Genomic DNA, 20,042 nt, shown 5'->3' on the forward strand with positions numbered 1-20,042 from the left:
CCTGCCATGCCCTATCCGACCGTGCCCTCGCCCGCTACTGCTATTTTGGGCTGTGAGGAAGGTCCAGCGATTTCACGGCTTGAGGTTGCGTTCATCGATACGGCGCTCGATGACTGGCAGATCCTGAAATCCGGGACGCCGGCTCACATCGAGGTCTTCCTGATCGACAGCCGTACCGACGGCATGGCGGCGATGGCGCGGGCACTGGACGGACGCCGGGACGTTCATGCCATTCATGTGCTCAGCCACGGCTTCGAAGGCGGTCTTAAGCTCGGCTCCGGCCGGTTCGACACTTGGGCCCTGGCGCAGCGCGTCGAGGAACTGGCGTCCATCGCCTCCAGCCTCGCCCCGGAGGGAGACATCCTGCTCTACGGCTGCGACGTGGCGTCGGGCCGGGGCGCCGACTTCCTCACCGCGCTGGCGGAGGCGACGGGGGCCAACGTCGCGGCCTCGCGGACGCCCACGGGTGCCGCGGACCGGGGCGGCGACTGGGACCTCGACTGGGTGCACGGCACCATCACCGCCGATGCCCTGCGATTCGATTCATATCGTGGGGTGATGGCCGCTCCGACCATCGTGAGCGGCGTCGCCTATGCCGGTGAAAACACCATCGTTCTGACGTTCGATCAGGCGCTGGACGCCGCAAGCCAGCCGACCCTGAGTTACTTCGCCTCCGACATGCTGACCCCGAGCAGCGTGGAGATCAACGGTGCCGCGACCAACTTGTCGGCCGCCGTAATCTCCGGCAACACGCTGACGCTGACGCTTCCAATGGAGACGTTCACCAACGGTGACGTGCTCACCATCAAGTATGAGGACCCGACCGGCAATCAGACCAGCGGCGTTCTCCAGGCATCGCTGTCCGGTGACGATGTCGCGACCTTTCAGAACGATGTCACGGTTTATGGAGCCCGTCCGACCACCGCCCCGACACTGACGGCGACGGGCGGCACGACGACGTTCACCAACAGTTCCAACCCGGTGGACCTGTTCTCGTCGATCACGGCCAGCACCAACGACACGGGGCAGGTCTTCACCAGCCTGACGCTGACCGTGACGGGCGTCCAGGACGGCGCGGCGGAGTTCTTGACCTTCTACATACCCGGCGCGGCCAATCCCCTTCAACTTAGCCTGGTCAACGGCACAGGCACCGCGAATCCGGCGATGCCAGGCGGAGCCGTCGTCACCGCGACCGTTATCGTCACCGGCAGCACGGCGACCGTGACGCTCACGGGCTTGGAGGCGTCGGATGCCGACATGGGGTGGCTCCTCGACGACCTCGAATACAACAACACCGCCACCACCCCGTCCAACGGCCAGCGCGTCATCACCGTCAACAGCGTCACGGACGACGGCAGCAGCAACAGCACCGCCAGCATCTCCGGCGTCTCCAGCACCGTCAATATCGGTGCGGCGTCTTCGACCCTGCCGACGCTGACGGCGACGGGCGGCACGACGACCTTCGCCAACAGTTCCAATCCGGTGGATCTGTTCTCGTCGGTCACGGCCGACACCAACGATACGGGGCAGGTCTTCACCGGCCTGACGCTGACCGTGACGGGCCTCGTCGACGGCGCGTCGGAAATGCTGGGCTTCACCATACCGGGGATGATGGGGGGGGCCGTCTCCATCGCGCTGACCGGCGCCGGCACCTTGACGGGTCCCTTCGTCGGGTCGGCTGTCGGCGGCGTCACGCTCAATGGCAGCACCGCCACGGTGACGATCAGCGGCCTGCAATACTCGGCCGCCGACATGCAGTCGTTCATCGACAGCATCGCCTACAACAACATCGCCGGCACGCCGTCCAACGGCCAGCGCGTCGTCACCCTCACCAGCGTCACCGACGATGGGGCGAGCAACAGCACGGCCAGCCTGACCGGCATCGCCGCCACCATCAATGTCGGCGCACCGCCGCTGACCCTGCCCAGCCTGACGGCAACGGGCGGCACGCCGACCTTCAGCCAGGGCTCGCCCGTGGGCGCCGATCTGTTCTCCACGGTGACGGCGAACACCAACGACACGGGGCAGGTCTTCACCGGCCTGACCCTGACGATCACCGGCGTGTCCGACGCCGAGGCGCTGCTCGGCATCGGCAGCAATCCCCTAGCCTTGTCGATCGCCGGCGGCGGCCCGACGCCCCTGCCGGGAATCACCGGGTCCGGGCTGGGCGTCTTCGCCAACGTGGCGGTCAACGGCACCACGGTGACCGTCACCCTGACCGGGCTGTCTCACACCAACGCCCAGCTCGAGGCGCTGATCGACGGCCTGTCCTACATCAATTACACCGGCGGGACTCTCGTCTCCGGCAACGTCACGCCCGGCAACCGCGTCATCACCGTCACCAGCGTCACCGACGACGGCGGCAACAACCACACCTCCACCCTCACCGGCGTCTCCGCCACCGTCACCGTGACCGCGCCGCCGCCGGCTCCCGTCCTGCAAAGCGCCGCGGTGACCGGCGATTCGCTGGTGCTCACCTACGACGTGGCGCTCGATTCCGCCAACCCGCCGGCGCCGGGCGCCTTCACCGTCACGGTCGGCGGCACGCCAGTCACCGTCAGCGGCGTTGCCGTGGACGGGGCGAACAAAACGGTCACGCTGACGCTCGGCCAGGTGGTCGCCTATGGCGACACGGTCTCCGTCTCCTACACCGACTCCACCGCGGGCGACGACGCCAACGCCATCCAGGCCGGCACCGGCGGCAGTGACGCCGCCAGCTTCACCGGCCAGTCGGTCACCAACACTTCGCCCGACCCGAGCACCACGCCGCCGTCCGTCACGGCCATCGATGCCTATGTCGGCGAGAACGTCATCATCGTGACGTTCGATCAGGCCCTGGACACCCAGAGTCCGTTGCTGCTTTCCAGTTTCGGCGCCGTCGACAGCTATGTTCCACTGGACTTCGGCACCGACGCCATCATCGTGGGCAACACGAACACGGGTGACGTGAAGGTCGATCTGCGCTCGGCAGTGATCTCCGGCAACAAGCTGATCCTGACCACGGTGAGTCCGCTCGCTCAGGGGGATTACGTCCGCTTCACCTACACCGATCCCACCGCGGGCAACGACACCGCCAATGTCCTGCAGAACCTGTCGGGCCTGGATTTCCCCGACACCCGCTTCGCCACCATGGTCACGACCACCCGCACGGTCAACACCCCGAGCCTGACGGCGACGGGCAACGCGACGACCTTCACCAACGCCTCAAGCCCGGCGGACCTCTTCTCGTCGGTCACGGCGAACGCCAATGATCTGGGACAGGTTTTCACCGGTCTGACCTTCACCGTGACCGGCGTCCTGGACGGTGCGTCGGAATACCTGATCTTCATGATCCCCGGGGCCATGTCCGCCATCATGAATCTGGCCGATGGCGCCAGCTTGATGGGCGGCCCCTTTGGAGTCACCGGCGGCGCCACGCTCAACGGCAGCACCTTGACGGTGACGATCAGCGGCCTGCGGTTGTCGGCTGACGAAATGCAGTCGCTCCTGGACGGCTTCTACTACAACAACAGCGCCGGCACGCCGTCCAACGGCCAGCGCATCATCACGCTGGCCAGCGTCACCGACAGCGGCGTCAGCGACAACATCGGCACCCTCACCGGCATCTCCGCCGTCATCAACATCGGCGCCCCCCAGACGCCGGTCCTGCAAAGCGCCGCGGTCAACGGCACGTCGCTGGTGCTGACCTACGACACGGCGCTCGACGCCGTGAACATTCCGTCCGCGGGCAGCTTCACCGTCCTGGCCGGCGGGTCCCCGGTGACCGTCAGCGGCGTCGCCGTGGACACCGCGACCAAGACGGTCACGCTGACACTCGCCCAGCCGGTCGCCTACGGCGCCGCGGTCAGCGTTTCCTATGCCGACCCCACCGCGGGCGACGACGCCAACGCCATCCAGTCCTTCGGCGGCGGCCTCGACGCCGCCGGCTTCACCGGCCGGTCGGTCACCAACACCACGCCCGACCCGAACGGCGTCCCGCCGACGCTGACGCTGACGACGAAGAACGGCGGCTTCTCATCCGGCCAAGGCAGCAGCGGCACCGACCTGTTCGACGGGGTGACCGCCTCCACGGTGGACAACGGTCAGACCTTCACCGGCATGGTGCTGACCGTTCACAACGTCGGCGGCACCGGCAGCACCGAGTTCCTGAGCATCGGCGGCACCGACATCGCGCTGAGCAACGGCACCTCGGGCAGCTTCGCCAGCGGCGCCTACACGGTCACGCTGGCGAACGGCGTCGCCACAGTGACGCTGAGCGGCATGGCGCTCAGCAACGGCGGCATGGACACGCTGATCGACGGCATCGCCTACAAGAACACGGACGCGGCCAGCACGAACTACGGCGGCAGCGAGACCCGCTCGATCGTTCTGCGCTCCATCACCGACAGCGGGGCCTCCAGCAACTCCACGGCGATCGACAAGGTCGCCACGGTCACGATCGCGAACACGGCCACCTACACCCCGTTCCTGACGGTCGTACCGACGAACCCGACCATCGCCTTCACGCCGGGAACGCCGCAGCAGGTGTCCTTCACCGTGACGGCCACGCAGATGAGGACGCTGATCGGTTCCTCGATCACGTTCGGGGTCGATGCACCGAGCGGCTGGTCGGTGGGAAGCGTCAGTCTCACTCCCTCGATCGCTGCGATCATCAGTCAAGGCGACGTCTTCACGCTGACCTTCGACGTGACGTCCTCCGGCACGGACACGTCCGGCGCGTTCCCCATCAGCGTCCACGCGATCTCCGCCGGCCTTGACCTCACCAATTCGGTGGTCTCCAGTTCCGTCATGGTGACGGTTACCCCTCCGCCTGTGTTTCAAAGCGCGTCGGTGGATGGCGCGACGCTGGTGCTCACCTACGACAGCGCGCTGGACGCGGCCAACCCGCCGGCGATCGGCGCCTTCACGGTCAAGGTCGGCGGCACCACGGTCACCGTCAGCAACGTCGCGGTGGACAGCACCAACAAGACGGTTACCCTGACGCTCGCCCAACCGGTCACGGATACGGACACGGTCACCGTCGCCTACACCGACCCGACCGTGGGCGACGACGCCAACGCCATCCAGTCCCCTACCGGCGGCGATGCCGCCAGCTTCACCGCCCAACCGGTCACCAACAACACGCCCGACACCACCCCGCCGACGCTGACCTCGGCGCGGCTGAACGGAACGCAGCTGACGCTGACCTATTCGGAGACGCTGAACGGCGCCCAAGCGGCCAGTTCGGCCTTCACGGTGACGGTGGGCGGCGTGACGCGGACGGTCACCGCGGTCGCCACCAGCGGCAAGACGGTCACCCTGACGCTGGACGCCGGGGCGACGCTTTATCAGAGCGTCACGGTGGACTACACCCCGCCGGGCTCCGGCGCGAAGACGGCGGACGCCGCCGGCAACGCCGCGGGCGCGCTGAACGGCCGGACTGTCACAGTGGTTGGTGATCCGACCTTCACCCTGGAGGGCACCAACCCCTTCGGCCTCGGCGATGTCGGGGACAACGCCACACCGATCTTCGTGGACATCGACGGTGACGGCGACCTTGATGCCCTGGTCGGCAACTTCGCCAGCAAGATCGTCTTCTATCGCAACGTCGGGACGGCGACGCAGCCCACCTTCACGCTGGATGCCACCAACCCCTTCGGCCTCAACACCGTGGGTTCCGGCGGGGCGCAGCCGACCTTTGCTGACCTCGACGGCGACGGCGATCTCGACGCCCTGGTCGGCACTGCCGGCGGCAACACCTACTTCTACCGCAACGTCGGGACGGCGACAGCGCCCACCTTCACGCTGGAGGGCTCCAACCCCTTCGGCCTCAGCCGCGCCGGGTTCGGATCGTCGGTGGAACTGGCGGACATCGACGGTGACGGCGACCTCGACGCCCTGATCGGCGTCGACGACGGCCATACGGTCTTCTACCGCAACGTCGGGACGGCGACGGCGCCCACTTTCACACTGGAGGGTTCCAACCCCTTCGGCCTGGGCAACGTCGGGGTCAGCGCGACGCCGAAGCTGTTGGACATCGATGGCGACGGCGATCTCGACGCCCTGATAGGCAGCGGGGATGGCCAGACATACTTCTATCGCAACGTCGGGACGGCGGCGGCGCCCACCTTCGTCCTGGAGGGCACCAACCCCTTCGGCCTCGGCGATGTCGGAGACAACGCCACACCGATCTTCGTGGACATCGATGGTGACGGTGACCTCGACGCCCTGATCGGCAATACGGACGGTGATACGGTGCTGTTCCGCAACGGTCCGCCGCCGCCGGCTGCACCGAGCGGTCTGGCGCTGACGGCGGGATCGAACAGCGGTTCGACGACGGACACGCTGACCAAGGTCACGACGCCGACGATCACCGGGACGGCGGAGGCCTTCGCCACGGTGGTGCTGTACGACGGGGCGACCACGGTGGGCACGGCGACGGCCGACGGCGCAGGCCTGTGGACGGTCACGTCGGCGTCGCTGAGCGACGGTGCGCATTCGCTGACCGTCAAGGCAAGCACCGCCAACGGCACGTCGGCGGCCTCGACGGCGCTGAGCGTGACCATCGACACGGCGGCGCCGACGCTGAGGTCGGCTGTGCTGAGCGGGACGCGGCTGACGCTGACCTATTCGGAGGCGTTGGACGGCGCCGAGACTCCGGTGGCCGGCGCCTTCACGGTGACGGTGGGCGGCGTGGTGCGGACGGTCACCGCGGTCGCGGTCAGCGGCCGGATGGTCACCCTGACGCTGGATGCCGGGGCCTCCTCGGTCTATGAGGGCGCGACGGTCAGCTACACCCCGCCGGGCTCCGGTGCCAAGACCGTGGATGCCGCCGGCAACGCCGCGGGCGCGCTGAACGGCCAGCCGGTCCGCGTGGGCGGCGACCCCAATTTCACCCTGGAAGCCACCAACCCCTTCGGGATCGGCAGCTTCGTCGGTCAGTCCGCCCCGGTCTTCGCCGACATCGACGGCGACGGCGACCTCGACGCGGTGGTCGGCGACTGGTACGCCAACATCGTCGTCTACCGCAATGTCGGCACGGCGGAGGCGCCCAGCTTCACCCTGGTGGGCACCAATCCCTTCGGCCTGAACACCGTCGGCGGCGGCATGCCCGCCTTCGCCAAGCTGGCCCTCGCGGACATCGACGGCGACGGCGACCTCGACCTGGTGGCCGGCAACGCGGGCGGCGACATCGTCGTCTACCGCAACGACGGGACGGCGGCGGCGCCCAGCTTCACCCTGGTGGGCACCAATCCCTTCGGCTTGAGCAATGCCGGGGGCTTCGCGTCGCCGTCCCTGGCGGACATCGACGGTGACGGCGATCTCGACGCGCTGGTCGGCAACGCGGATGGCGACACGCTCTTCTATCGGAACATCGGAACGGCGGCGGCTCCCACCTTCGCGTTGGAGAGCACCAATCCCTTCGGCCTCGGCGGTGTCGGAAGCAACGCCACGCCGGTCTTCGTGGACATCGACGGTGACGGCGACCTCGACGCCCTGATCGGCAACGACAGCGGCAACACGGTCCTCTACCGCAACGTCGGGACGGCTGCGGCGCCCAGCTTCACCCTGGAGGGCACCAACCCCTTCAACCTGGGTGATGTCGGCAGCAACGCGAAGCCGACCTTCGCGGACATCGACGGTGACGGCGACCTCGACGCGCTCATCGGTCGGGACGACGGCAAGACGGTCCTCTACCGCAACACCACGCCGCCGCCCGCGACCCCCACGGCGCCGACGCTGACGGCGGGTTCGAACAGCGGCTCGACCACCGACACGCTGACCAACGTCACGGCGCCGGCGATCGTCGGAACCGCGGTCGCCTCGTCGACGGTGGTGCTGTACGACGGCGCGACGGCCATCGGCACGGTGACGGCCGACGCCTCCTCCGGCCTGTGGACGCTCTCCACCGCCTCTCTGAGCGATGGCACGCACTCGCTGACCGTCACGTCGAGCACCGTCAACGGCACCTCGACGGCCTCGACCGCTCTGACGCTGACCATCGACACCAAGGCGCCGACGCTCACCTCGGCGACGCTGAACGGGACGCAGCTGACCCTGACCTATTCGGAGCTTCTGGACGGCGCCCAGACTCCGGCCGGCGCCTTCACGGTGATGGTGGGCGGCGTGGCGCGCACGGTCACCGCCGTCGCCACCAGCGGCAAGACGGTCACCCTGACGCTCGACGCCGGAGCAACGGTCTATCAGAGCGTCACGGTGGATTACACGCCGCCGGGCTCCGGCGCGAAGACCGCGGACGCCGCGGGCAACGCTGCGGGTGCGCTGACCGGTCAGGCGGTCCGGGTGGCGGGCGATCCCAGCTTCGTCCTGGAGGCCACCAATCCCTTCGGCTTGAACGGCCTCTTCCCCCAAGCCAAGCCGGTCTTCGTTGACATTGATGGCGATGGTGACCTCGACGTCCTTGTCGGCAACATCGGGATCAATCTCCAGCTCTACCGCAACGTCGGCAACGCGACCTCACCCAGCTTCACCCTGGAGGCGGCGACCGACCCCTTCGGGCTGAGCGGTGCGACGATGTCCACCCCGGCCTTCGCGGACCTCGACGGCGATGGCGACCTCGACGTGCTGGTTGGAGGCAGCTCCGGCTCCCTGCTGTTCCTGCGCAACGTCGGCACGGCGACGGCCCCCAGCTTCACCCTGGAGGCCACCAACCCCTTCGGGCTCAGCAATGTCGTCCCTCTCGCGTCGCCGAGCATCGCGGACCTCGACGGCGACGGCGATCTCGACATCCTGGTCGGCAGCCAGGGCGGCGACCTGCTGTTCTACCGCAACGTCGGCACGGCGACGGCGCCCAGCTTCACGCTGGTCGGCACCAACCCCTTCGGGCTCGGCAATTCCGGGGGGCAGGCGTCGCCGAGCATGGTGGACATCGACGGCGACGGCGACCTCGATATTCTGGTCGGCAATGTCACCGGTGACACGGCGGTCTACCGCAACGTCGGCACGGCGACGGCGCCCAGCTTCACGCTGATCGGCACCAACCCCTTCGGGCTGAGCAATGCCGGGATGATGGGGTCGCCGAGCATCGTGGACATCGATGGTGACGGCGATCTCGACGCCCTGGTCGGAGCCTTCACAAGCATCACCCTGTTCCGCAACGTTCCGCCGACTCCGGCGAGTCTGGCCTTGACGACCGCGTCCAACAGCGGCTCGACGACGGACACGCTGACCAACGTCACGGCTCCGGCGATCACTGGCCTGGCCAAGGCGTTCACGACCGTGGTGCTGTACGAGGGCGCGACGGCGCTGGGCACGGTGACGGCCGATGCCAATGGCCTGTGGACCGTCACGACGGCCTCGCTGGGTGACGGGGCTCATTCCCTGACCGCCGTGTCGAGCGATGCCACCGGCACCTCGTCGGCCTCCAGCACGCTGACGGTGACCATCGACAGCGCGGCTCCGAGCACTCCTGTCATCACCACGGCGCTGGCCAACAACGCCACCCCGACCATCGCCGGCACGGCGGAAGCGGGCAGCACTGTCACCGTCACGGTGGGCGGCGCCACCTACACCACCACGGCGACGGGCGGAAACTGGTCCATCGACCTCGCCACGGCGACGCCGACCGCCGGTGTGCTGAGCCTCAATGCCAATGGCACCAACGCCGTTTCTGCAACGGCGACCGACGCAGCCGGCAACACCTCCACCGCCGGGACTCAGTCGCTGGTGATCGACACCACGGCGCCCAGCACCCCGGCGGTGACCAGCGCGGCGCTGACCAAGAACGCCACGCCGACCCTCACCGGCACGGCGGAAGCGGGCAGCACGGTGACCGTCACGGTGGGTGGCGCCACCTACACCACGACGGCGACCAACGGGACCTGGAGCATCAACCTCGCCACCGAGACGCCGACCGCCGGCTCGCTGGCCCTCAACGCCAACGGCGCCAACCCGGTCTCGGCCACCGCCACCGACGCGGCCGGCAACATCTCGGCGCCGGGCACCCAGTCGCTGACCATCGACACCACCACCCCCAACGCCCCGGTCATCACCACGACGCTGAGCAACAGCGCGACGCCGACGATCAGCGGCACGGCGGAGGCCGGCAGCACGGTGACCGTCACGGTGGGTGGCGCCACCTACACCACGACGGCGACCAACGGGACCTGGAGCATCGACCTCGCCACCGAGACGCCGACCGCCGGCTCGCTGGCCCTCAACGCCAACGGCGCCAACCCGGTCTCGGCCACCGCCACCGACGCGGCCGGCAACATCTCGGCGCCGGGCACCCAGTCGCTGACCATCGACACCACCACCCCCAACGCCCCGGTCATCACCACGACGCTGAGCAACAGCGCGACGCCGACGATCACCGGCACGGCGGAGGCCGGCGCCACGGTGACCGTGGAGGTGGGCGGCGCCACCTACACCACGACGGCGACCAACGGAACCTGGAGCATCGACCTCGCCGCCGAGACGCCGACCGCCGGCTCGCTGGCCCTCAACGCCAACGGCGCCAACCCGGTCTCGGCCACCGCCACCGACGCGGCCGGCAACATCTCGGCGCCGGGCACCCAGTCGCTGACCATCGACACCACCAACCCCAACGCCCCGGTCATCACCACGACGCTGAGCAACAGCGCGACGCCGACGATCACCGGCACGGCGGAGGCCGGCGCCACGGTGACCGTGGAGGTGGGCGGCGCCACCTACACCACGACGGCGACCAACGGGACCTGGAGCATCAACCTCGCCACCGAGACGCCGACCGCCGGCTCGCTGGCCCTCAACGCCAACGGCGCCAACCCGGTCTCGGCCACCGCCACCGACGCGGCCGGCAACATCTCGGCGCCGGGCACCCAGTCGCTGACCATCGACACCACCAACCCCAACGCCCCGGTCATCACCACGACGCTGAGCAACAGCGCGACGCCGACGATCACCGGCACGGCGGAGGCCGGCGCCACGGTGACGGTGGAGGTGGGCGGCGCCACCTACACCACGACGGCGACCAACGGAACCTGGAGCATCAACCTCGCCACCGAGACGCCGACCGCCGGCTCGCTGGCCCTCAACGCCAACGGCGCCAACCCGGTCTCGGCCACCGCCACCGACGCGGCGGGCAACGTCTCGGCACCCGGCACCCAGTCGCTGACCATCGACACCACGCTGCCCGCCGCCCCGGTCATCACCACGGCGCTGGCCAACAGCGCGGTGCCGACGATCACCGGCACGGCGGAGGCCGGCAGCACCGTCACCGTCACGGTGGGCGGCGCCACCTACACCACCACCGCCACCGGCGGAAACTGGAGTGTCAACCTCGCCACGGCGACGCCGACCTCCGGCGCGCTCAGCCTCAACGCCAACGGCGTCAACCCGGTGTCGGCTACCGCCACCGACGTGGCGGGCAATACGTCCGCACCGGGCACGCAGTCGCTGACCATCGACACCACCGCTCCGAACGCCCCGACCGTCACGACGGCGCTGAGCAACAGCACGACGCCGACCCTGACCGGCACGGCGGAGGCCGGCAGCACAGTGACCGTCACCATCGGCGGCGCCACCTACACCACCACGGCGACCGGCGGAAACTGGAGCGTCAACCTCGCCACGGCGACGCCGACCTCCGGCTCGCTGAGCCTGAACGCCAACGGCGCCAACCCGGTCTCGGCCACCGCCACCGACGCGGCGGGCAATACGTCCGCACCGGGCACGCAGTCGCTGACGATCGACACGACCAACCCCAACGCGCCGGTCATCTCGACCAACCTCAGCAACAGCACGACGCCGACCCTGACCGGCACGGCGGAGGCCGGCAGCACGGTGACCGTCACCATCGGCGGCGCCACCTACACCACCACGGCGACCGGCGGGAATTGGAGCATCAACCTCGCCACGGCGACGCCGACCGCCGGCTCGCTGAGCCTGAACGCCAACGGCGCCAACCCGGTCTCGGCCACTGCCACCGATGCCTCTGGCAACGTCTCCGCACCGGGCACGCAGTCGCTGACGATCGACACGACCAACCCCAACGCGCCGATCATCAACTCCGCGGCGCTGAGCAACAGCACGGCGCCGACCATCGCCGGTACGGCGGAGAGCGGCAGCACGGTCACCGTCACCATCGGCGGCGCCACCTATACCACTACGGCGACGGGCGGAAACTGGAGCATCGACCTTGCCACGGCAACGCCGGTGAATGGCACGCTGAGCCTCAACGCCAACGGCGCCAACCCGGTCTCGGCCACCGCAACCGATGCTTCCGGCAACACCTCGGCGCCGGGCACCCAGTCGCTGACCATCGACACGACCAACCCCAACGCGCCGGTCATCTCGACCAACCTCAGCAACAGCACGACGCCGACCCTGACCGGTACGGCCGAGGCCGGCAGCACGGTGACCGTCACCATCGGCGGCGCCACCTACACCACCACGGCGACGGGCGGAAACTGGAGCATCAACCTCGCCACGGCGACGCCGACCGCCGGCACGCTGAGCCTGAACGCCAACGGCGACAATCCGGTATCGGCCACCGCCACCGATGTCTCCGGCAACGTCTCCGCGCCGAGCACGCAGTCGCTGGTCATCGACACCACCGCCCCCACGGCAACGGTCCTGTTTGAAGACGACAGCATTGATGCGGTGGAGCAGTCCAGCAGCGCCTTCACCATCAATGGGAGCGAGGCCGGCGCCACCTTCACCTGGACCATCACCTCGTCGGGTGGTGGCCGGGTGACTGGAAGCGGCGTGACAACTGGCGGTACCACGCGGGTAACCGGCCTGGACCTGTTCAGCTTGGGCGATGGCACCCTCACGTTGTCGCTTGGCCTGACCGACCCGGCGGGCAACGCCTCGGTGCCCTTCATCGCGACGACGCAGAAGCTGACCGCGACGGTGGACAAACCGGCCCCGGTCGCCCCACCGGCAGCGGCCACCGTGGACGGCGCCACCGTCAACGGTTCGGTCACCACCGCCACCGATGGCAGCCGCACGACTACGGTGACCATCGCCGCGACCTCCGGCAGCCGCGTTGAGGACCACAGCACCGCCAACGCCGATCTGGCCGACGTGCCGGTGGTGCGCGAACAGGTGGTCGACCGGCAGACGGGGCAGGCGTCCATCGTCACCACCCTGACGGTCAGCGTCTCCACCGGGGTGGCGGTGACCGCCACGGGCAACACCGAGCGGCAGACCGCCAACCAGGCGCTGACCGGGCTGACCGGCCTGATCGCCGCCATCGAAGCCCGCACCGACGAGGGTACGGTCTCGCGCACCGGACTGACCGGCGGCGGCTCGGGCTTCCTCTCGATGCTGTCCTCGCAGACCCAGCTCCTCGTGCGGGCCATCGACTTCAGCACGCCCGGCGTTGCTGCGGGCCAAGCGGTGCAGACGCGGGTCACCGGCAATACGCTGGGTGGCACGGGCATCGCCAGCACGGCACCGACTGCGGTTGTGCTGAACACCACGGGGGTGTCGGGGCCGATGACCATCCAGCTCGACAACGTGGAGTTCGCCGCGGTGGTCGGCGCCGCCACGCTGGTCGGCGGCGACGGCGAGCAGATCGTCTACGGCGACGACCACGAGCAGTTCATGTATCTGGGGGCCGGCGACGACATCCTGCACGGCGGCGGCGGCAACGACACGATCGCCAGCGCCGGCGGCAACGACACGCTGTACGGCGACGACGGCGACGACGTGGTGATGGGCGGCGAGGGCGACGACTGGCTGTTCGGCGGGGAGGGCAACGACCTGGTCGGCGGCGGGGTCGGCAACGACGCGCTGTTCGGCGGGACGGGCCAGGACATCCTGTTCGGCGAGGACGGCGACGACACGCTGAGCGGCGAGGAGGGCGACGACACGCTGTCCGGCGGGTCGGGCAACGACCTTCTGTTCGGCGGGGAGGGCAACGACTTCCTGATCGGCGACGAGGGCGACGACACGCTGAGCGGCGGCGACGGCAACGACGTGGCGCTGGGCGGAGCGGGTCGCGACCTGATCGGGCTCGGCGCGGGCGACGACCTGGCCAGCGGCGGCGACGGCGACGACACGCTGTTCGGCGAGGCCGGCAACGACACGCTGTTCGGCGGGGCGGGCAACGACCTGCTGAACGGCGGGGCCGGCAACGACGTTCTGTTCGCCGACGGCGGAGCGGACACGCTGTGGGGCGGCGAGGGCGCGGACGTCTTCGCCTTCGGCCGGTCCTCGGGCGGGTCGGTGGTGATGGACTTCCAGGTGGGCGTGGACCGCCTGGCCTTCTATGACGCCACCATCGATCTCGGCGCGGTGATCCGCTCCGCCCGGGTGGAGGGTGGCAACACCATCCTCGACATCGGGTCGGGCAACCGCATCACCATCGTCGGCCAGACCGGAAACGCCGCCGGTTGGTTCGGCTGAGAGGAACAGCCTTATTCTGGGAGCTGCAGGCGACCGCAGCTCCCTGTACGACGGGTACGGCGATACCGTCCTCTCCACCGCCGAGGAGAGGGCGGGCCGCCTCAGCGCGGTGGACCGGGAATATATCCGGGGCAGCACATTTCAACCGCTCGTGAGCATCGGTAATGCCCCGCTTCACGCCCCGCAGCCCCGCGAGGTGAGGGAGCGCAGGAACCTGGTTCAGAACATCTCAGCTTCCGACGGGCCGACCTCCAGGCCGAGCGCCTCACGCCGCCCGTCTGTGTTGACCGTGACGGCGATTATCACCGCCATCGACACGATGCGCCCGGCCACGCGCACCTTCATGTGAATCGCATTGATCCATAGAGGGGCCAATCGCCCTCCAGCGGGCGGTTCAGGATGGTGCCGACGCGCTCGTCGATATCCTCGCACAGGCGGCTGACCTGCGACTTGCTGATCCCGGCCGTGCCCATGGCCTCAACCAGTTCGTCCGCGCTGCGCGTCGAGACGCCCTGCACACCGGCTTCATGGATAACGGCGGCGAGCGCCTTCTCAGCGGTAAACCGGTGTTCCAGGGAGCCGGGGAAGCAGGCCCCCTTGCGCAGCTTGGGCATTTGCAACGCCAACCGCACCGGCGCGAGTCTCCCAAAGCCGTTCCCGATAGCCATTGCGCTGGTTGATCCGCTCGGACGTCCGCTCTCCATGGGCGGCACCGCAGAGGCTCCCTTGGTCGTTCTCACGCAACGGCCAAGAGATCGATATCAATGTGAAGGGGCCGCTCGCGCGCAGCCCTGCGTCCGGAGTGGGCGGTTGATCCAGTGTCTTGAGGACTGGATCGTGCCAAAGGACTGGTTGCACCTCGATTGCCCAACACGAAAGTGTCTCTCGGCGGGCTCGCGCGCGGTCGTCGAAGCGTCGCGGATCCAGGTCGGCAAAGCGGCGCCAAAGACAAGTATTCGCATCCGCCTCCCGCCAGCGGAGTGAGGGCGAAGCCCTCACTCCACATGTTCGGCAACGACCGGCGTGTGTGGTTCGACGAATCTACGACGTAGTGTCCGTCCGTATCCGAAACTGCGATCCGTCACTCCCACTCGATCGTGCCGGGCGGCTTCGAGGTGATGTCGTAGACCACGCGGTTGACGCCGCGCACCTCATTGACGATGCGGTTCGACACGCGGGCCAGGAAGTCGTGCGGGAACGGGTACCAGTCGGCGGTCATGCCATCGGTCGAGGTCACCGCGCGCAGGGCCAGCACGTGGTCGTAGGTCCGCCCGTCGCCCATCACGCCCACGGTGCGCACTGGCAGCAGCACCGCGAAGGCCTGCCAGATCGCGTCGTACAGGCCGGCGTTGCGGATCTCCTCCAGATAGACCGTGTCGGCCTTGCGCAGGATGTCCAGCTTCTCCGGAGTGATTTCGCCGGGAACGCGGATGGCGAGGCCGGGACCGGGGAAGGGATGGCGGCCGATGAAGGCGGCCGGCAGGCCGAGTTCGCGGCCGAGCGCCCGGACCTCGTCCTTGAACAGCTCGCGCAGCGGCTCGACCAGCTTCAGCTTCATGCGCTCCGGCAGGCCGCCGACGTTGTGGTGCGACTTGATGGTGACCGACGGGCCGCCGGTGAAGGAGACGCTTTCGATCACGTCGGGGTACAGCGTGCCCTGGGCCAGGAACTGCGCGCCGCCGACCTTGGCGCTCTCCTCGTCGAAGACCTCGATGAACAGGCCGCCGATAATCTTGCGCTTCTGCTCCGGGTCGGTGACACCAGCCAGCTTGCCCAGGAACAGCTCGGACGCATTTCGGTGGACCAGCGGGATGTTGTAGTGGTCGCGGAACAGCGTCACCACCTCCTCCGCCTCGCCGGCGCGCATCAGGCCGGTGTCGACGAAGATGCAGGTGAGCTGGTCGCCGATGGCCTCATGGATCAGCACGGCGGCCACCGAGGAATCGACGCCGCCCGACAGGCCACAGATCACCTTGCCGCTGCCGACCTGGTTGCGGATCTTCTCGATCGCCTGCTGCTTGAAGGCGGCCATGGTCCAGTCGCCCTTCAGGCCCGCCACGCGGTGGACGAAGTTCGACAGGAGCTGCGCGCCGTGCGGGGTGTGCACGACCTCCGGGTGGAACTGCACGCCGTAGAACTGGCGGGCGTCGTCGGCGATGGCGGCGAAGGGCGCGCCGTCGCTGACCGCCACGGCCTGGAAGCCGTCCGGCAGGGCGGTGACGCGGTCGCCGTGGCTCATCCACACCTGCTCGCGCGAGCCGACCGCCCACAGCCCGTCGAACAGCGCGCAGGTCTGCTTCACCTCGATGAAGGCGCGCCCGAACTCGCGGTGGTCGGAGCCCGACACGGTGCCGCCGAGCTGGTGGCACATTGTCTGCTGGCCGTAGCAGATGCCCAGGACCGGAACGCCCAGCGTGAAGACCACCTCCGGCGCGCGGGGGCCGTTCTCCTCGGTGACGGAGGCCGGGCTGCCCGACAGGATGATCGCCTTCGGCGCGTAGTCGCGAATCCGCTCCTCGCTCATGCTGAACGGATGGATTTCGCAATAGACGCCGGCTTCACGGACGCGGCGGGCGATGAGCTGGGTCACCTGCGACCCGAAATCGAGGATGAGAACGCGCTCGGCGGACATGGACGACAACCTGATGCGGGGGGACAAGCCCCTGACTACCGCATTTCAGGCCCCGCGGACAAGCGTGCAAGCGGTGCGAGGTCGTGCCAGCCGTAGGCGACCTCCACCAGTTCCTTCCCGGCGAAGCGGATCGGCCGCTCCGCCACCCGCACACCGCCCAACCGCTCGTAGAACCAGCGGGCCGGGTTGTCGCGCAGGCACCAGACCACGGCGGTGCGCTTGCCGCCCTCCTGGAGCCGTTCGGCCATGGTCGCCATCAGGCGGCGGCCAAGCCCCTGCCCCTGCGCCTCGTCCAGCAGATAGAGGGCGTAGAACTCGCCGTCGTACCCTTCCACGGGAATGCGGCGCCCGCCGTAGGTGGCGAATCCCACCACCGAATCCGCGGCATCCGCCACGACCAAGGCGCCCTGGCCCGGCCCGTGGGCCTGGACGGCGTTGTGCCAGCGCATCGCCGCGGCGGCTTCCGACAGGTTGACGAGATAGGTGTCGGGGACGAGGCCCGGATATGTGGATTGCCACGTCGCGACGTGGACCTTGGCGATGCCCACCGCGTCCGACGGGCGCGCGTCGCGAATCACCAGCGCTTCATCCATGGGACATCTCCGGACCCGTTGCCCACCCCAATGGAAACTGGGAGCCGGGCCGGAGGATGTCCAGTCAGCCAAAAGGGCCGGGACGGGGCGACGGTGGACGGCCGCCGCACCGCCGGCCTTCGTGTTACTGGGCCGGGAGCGCCGGAACGCCCGCCTGCCACTGGTCCCAGTGGGACACGATGTGATCGGTCATGCGCGCGCCGACCACCGCCACATTCTCCACCGTCTCGGCGAAGCCGCCGGCGGTCTCGCCCGGCTTCGGGTCGAGATGCTCCAGCGTGGTTTCCTTGGGATTGCCCTGGTCGAAGTTCACGGCGCCGCGCAGGCTCATCACCCGGTCGGAGCCCAGCGTCCGCTTGATGACCAGCGTGATCGCCGCGGCCTCCATCTCGGTGATGACGTAATCGTCGGCGCCGTAGAGCTTGGCGATGTACTGCGCCTGCTCGGACATGCCGGGGCCGTGGAAGAAGGTGTCGCCGGTCATATGCGTGCCGGTGCCGACGAAGGGCGCGCGCCGGGCGGCGTCCTGCGGGTAGCGCTGGCGATAGGCGCGGGCACTGTCGGAATCCTTCAGCGGCGTGTCGCCGGTCAGCTTCATCGCCCAGGACACCAGCGCCGGGTTCAGCTGGAACAGGCGGACGGACTCGTAGCCCTTGCGCGGCATGAAGGTCGGCTCGCCCGGCTTGCCCTCCTCCGGCGCCCAGCGGTGGCCCAGATCGTAATCCACCAGCCAGGTCGCCCAGTTGACCTCGGCGATGGTGCCGCGCGACGGCGGCGTGCCGGCCACGCCGGAAATGATGAAATAGGCCTGCGACAGGTCGAGTTGCGGGTTCAGCAGAATCGCCTGCATGGACGCGGAGGAGCTGACCTTGCCCATCCCCAGAACCGCGCCGCACACGCCGTCGGCGTTGCAGTAGACCGGGTTCAGCGCGCCCTTCACGGCGATCGGCTCGGCGGACTGCCAGTAGCGCTCGTACCAGTTCTGGAACTCGCCGGCGCGGTCGCCGGTGTTCTTGCCGATCTCGAACATGGCGCCGACGAACACCTTGACCTTGACCGGCTCAGCCGCTTCGGCGGAGGTGCCCAGCCCCAACAGGAAAAGGGCGGACAGGGCGGCGCTCCGCCAGCGGGACGTGTTCCACATCATTGCACTCCAACATGCGGGGAAAGGTCGCACCCTAACCGCAAACCTCGCGGTATGACCCGCACGAAATCAGCAGGCCGGTCCGTGTGCCCCCGCATGAGTAGCGGCGCTCGTCCTTTCTTGGGCTGGCGCGCATTCGCCGCTTTTTCGGCCTGCCGTCAATCTCCTTTACCATGTTGGTTTCGCCAAATCCTTAGCGGGGCGCCAACTGTCACCTTCCGACGCAGAACTGGCCGCCAACCAACCACCTCATACCCCAGTATGAGTATAGCTCATTATCGCATAAATACTTATCATTCGAACTTTAATGTTTCATTATTAATCTTCGCTCAAATTTCTATATCAACAGATCAATAATATCTATCTCCTGCTATGAGGGCCTCGGCCATCGTTCAACGGAGTTTTTCCAATGGCTCCTACAAGCGTCCCATCGCCCGCCGATGTTCCCGCAAATTTCCGAGCTGGATCAGCATCGCGCTCAGCGAACACATCGACACTTTCCGTCGCCACGCCGAGCGTCCGGAAGGGCGGAGCCAGCGACAGCGTGGATCTCAGCGCTCTCGCAATGGCCCTGAAAGGCAATGCCCTTACGATGTTCAACGAGGCGCTGGGCGACGAGGACCGTCGGAAACTGGACGACGCCGTGCGCGCCGGCACTCTGACCGGCGATGAGGTGGCGAAGGGTTTGACGACACGTCTGAAACGCATCGGCTTCGCGCAGTCCGGTGTCGATGTCGCCACCATCGATCTCGATTCGGAGGCCGCCAACCGCGCTCTCGGCGGAGCGGTGCTCCTTCAGCGCGGCCAGCGCCGGTCCGACACGCCGACGCAGCCGGACAATTCTCCGATCCGCGTCGACAAACCTTCGGCATCGCCCTCCCCGGCGACGAGCAGGGATGCTCAGGCCAACGCCTACTTCCTTGCCATTGAGGATGGTGGCGACGATGCGTCAAAGAAGATCGCCGATCTCGGCATCAACCTAAGTCCGTTTGCGGCTTTCGGCGACGCGGTCCGTCGTCTGATTGGCAAGGGGGCCTTCGATTACCGGTAGGCTCACCTCTTCCGCCGCCGATCCCCTCACAAATCCATCGCGCAAAATTTAAATAATAGCCTTCATTATCTTACGTCATAGAAGGCTAAACAATCGCATACTAAATACTTAAAAAGTATAAAATAGATACGTTAATCATTAATTCAAAATTATATTCTCCGCTCTCCCATGCAGATAACCAATAATGATTGGTAATTACGGTCAGGAATTGGATCAATGACAAACAGCTCAATCAGTTCTTCTATTCCCTTGCCCGCCACCGGATATTGGAAGCCTGTACAGGCTGGA

Annotated in this window: 5 protein-coding genes and 1 pseudogene; 2 read left to right on the plus strand and 4 right to left on the minus strand. The window is 67.9% G+C overall.

The genetic code is table 11. From position 1 onward, the window contains the following. Positions 1-6 precede the first annotated feature (6 nt). Complete coding sequence (locus tag AMK58_RS18510; protein ID WP_082413745.1) at positions 7-14,334, plus strand: Ig-like domain-containing protein; 14,328 nt, start codon at positions 7-9, stop codon at positions 14,332-14,334. Positions 14,335-14,455: 121 nt separating this feature from the next. Here the strand turns inward: AMK58_RS18510 and AMK58_RS31440 are convergent. The 4 genes and pseudogenes from AMK58_RS31440 to AMK58_RS18530 form a co-directional block, all read right to left on the minus strand. Beyond that, positions 14,456-15,078 (minus strand): annotated as a pseudogene (locus AMK58_RS31440) (IS256 family transposase); the annotation flags it as partial. Positions 15,079-15,415: 337 nt separating this feature from the next. Continuing rightward, entirely contained in the window at positions 15,416-16,966 is a 1,551-nt protein-coding gene (guaA, locus tag AMK58_RS18520) for a glutamine-hydrolyzing GMP synthase (protein WP_035676562.1), read from the minus strand. 35 nt (positions 16,967-17,001) lie between these two features. After that, complete coding sequence (locus AMK58_RS18525; RefSeq protein ID WP_035676564.1) at positions 17,002-17,559, minus strand: GNAT family N-acetyltransferase; 558 nt, start codon at positions 17,557-17,559, stop codon at positions 17,002-17,004. Between the two features lie 124 nt (positions 17,560-17,683). Beyond that, positions 17,684-18,703, minus strand: a complete 1,020-nt coding sequence (locus tag AMK58_RS18530) for a purine-nucleoside phosphorylase (RefSeq protein WP_035676566.1) — start codon at positions 18,701-18,703, stop codon at positions 17,684-17,686. Positions 18,704-19,247: 544 nt separating this feature from the next. Here AMK58_RS18530 and AMK58_RS18535 point away from each other — a divergent pair. After that, a complete protein-coding gene (locus tag AMK58_RS18535; RefSeq protein ID WP_236778232.1) occupies positions 19,248-19,754 on the plus strand; it encodes a hypothetical protein in 507 nt (168 codons plus the stop codon). The last annotated feature ends 288 nt before the right edge of the window (positions 19,755-20,042 follow it).

This window comes from Azospirillum brasilense, from assembly GCF_001315015.1.
GTDB lineage: Bacteria > Pseudomonadota > Alphaproteobacteria > Azospirillales > Azospirillaceae > Azospirillum > Azospirillum brasilense.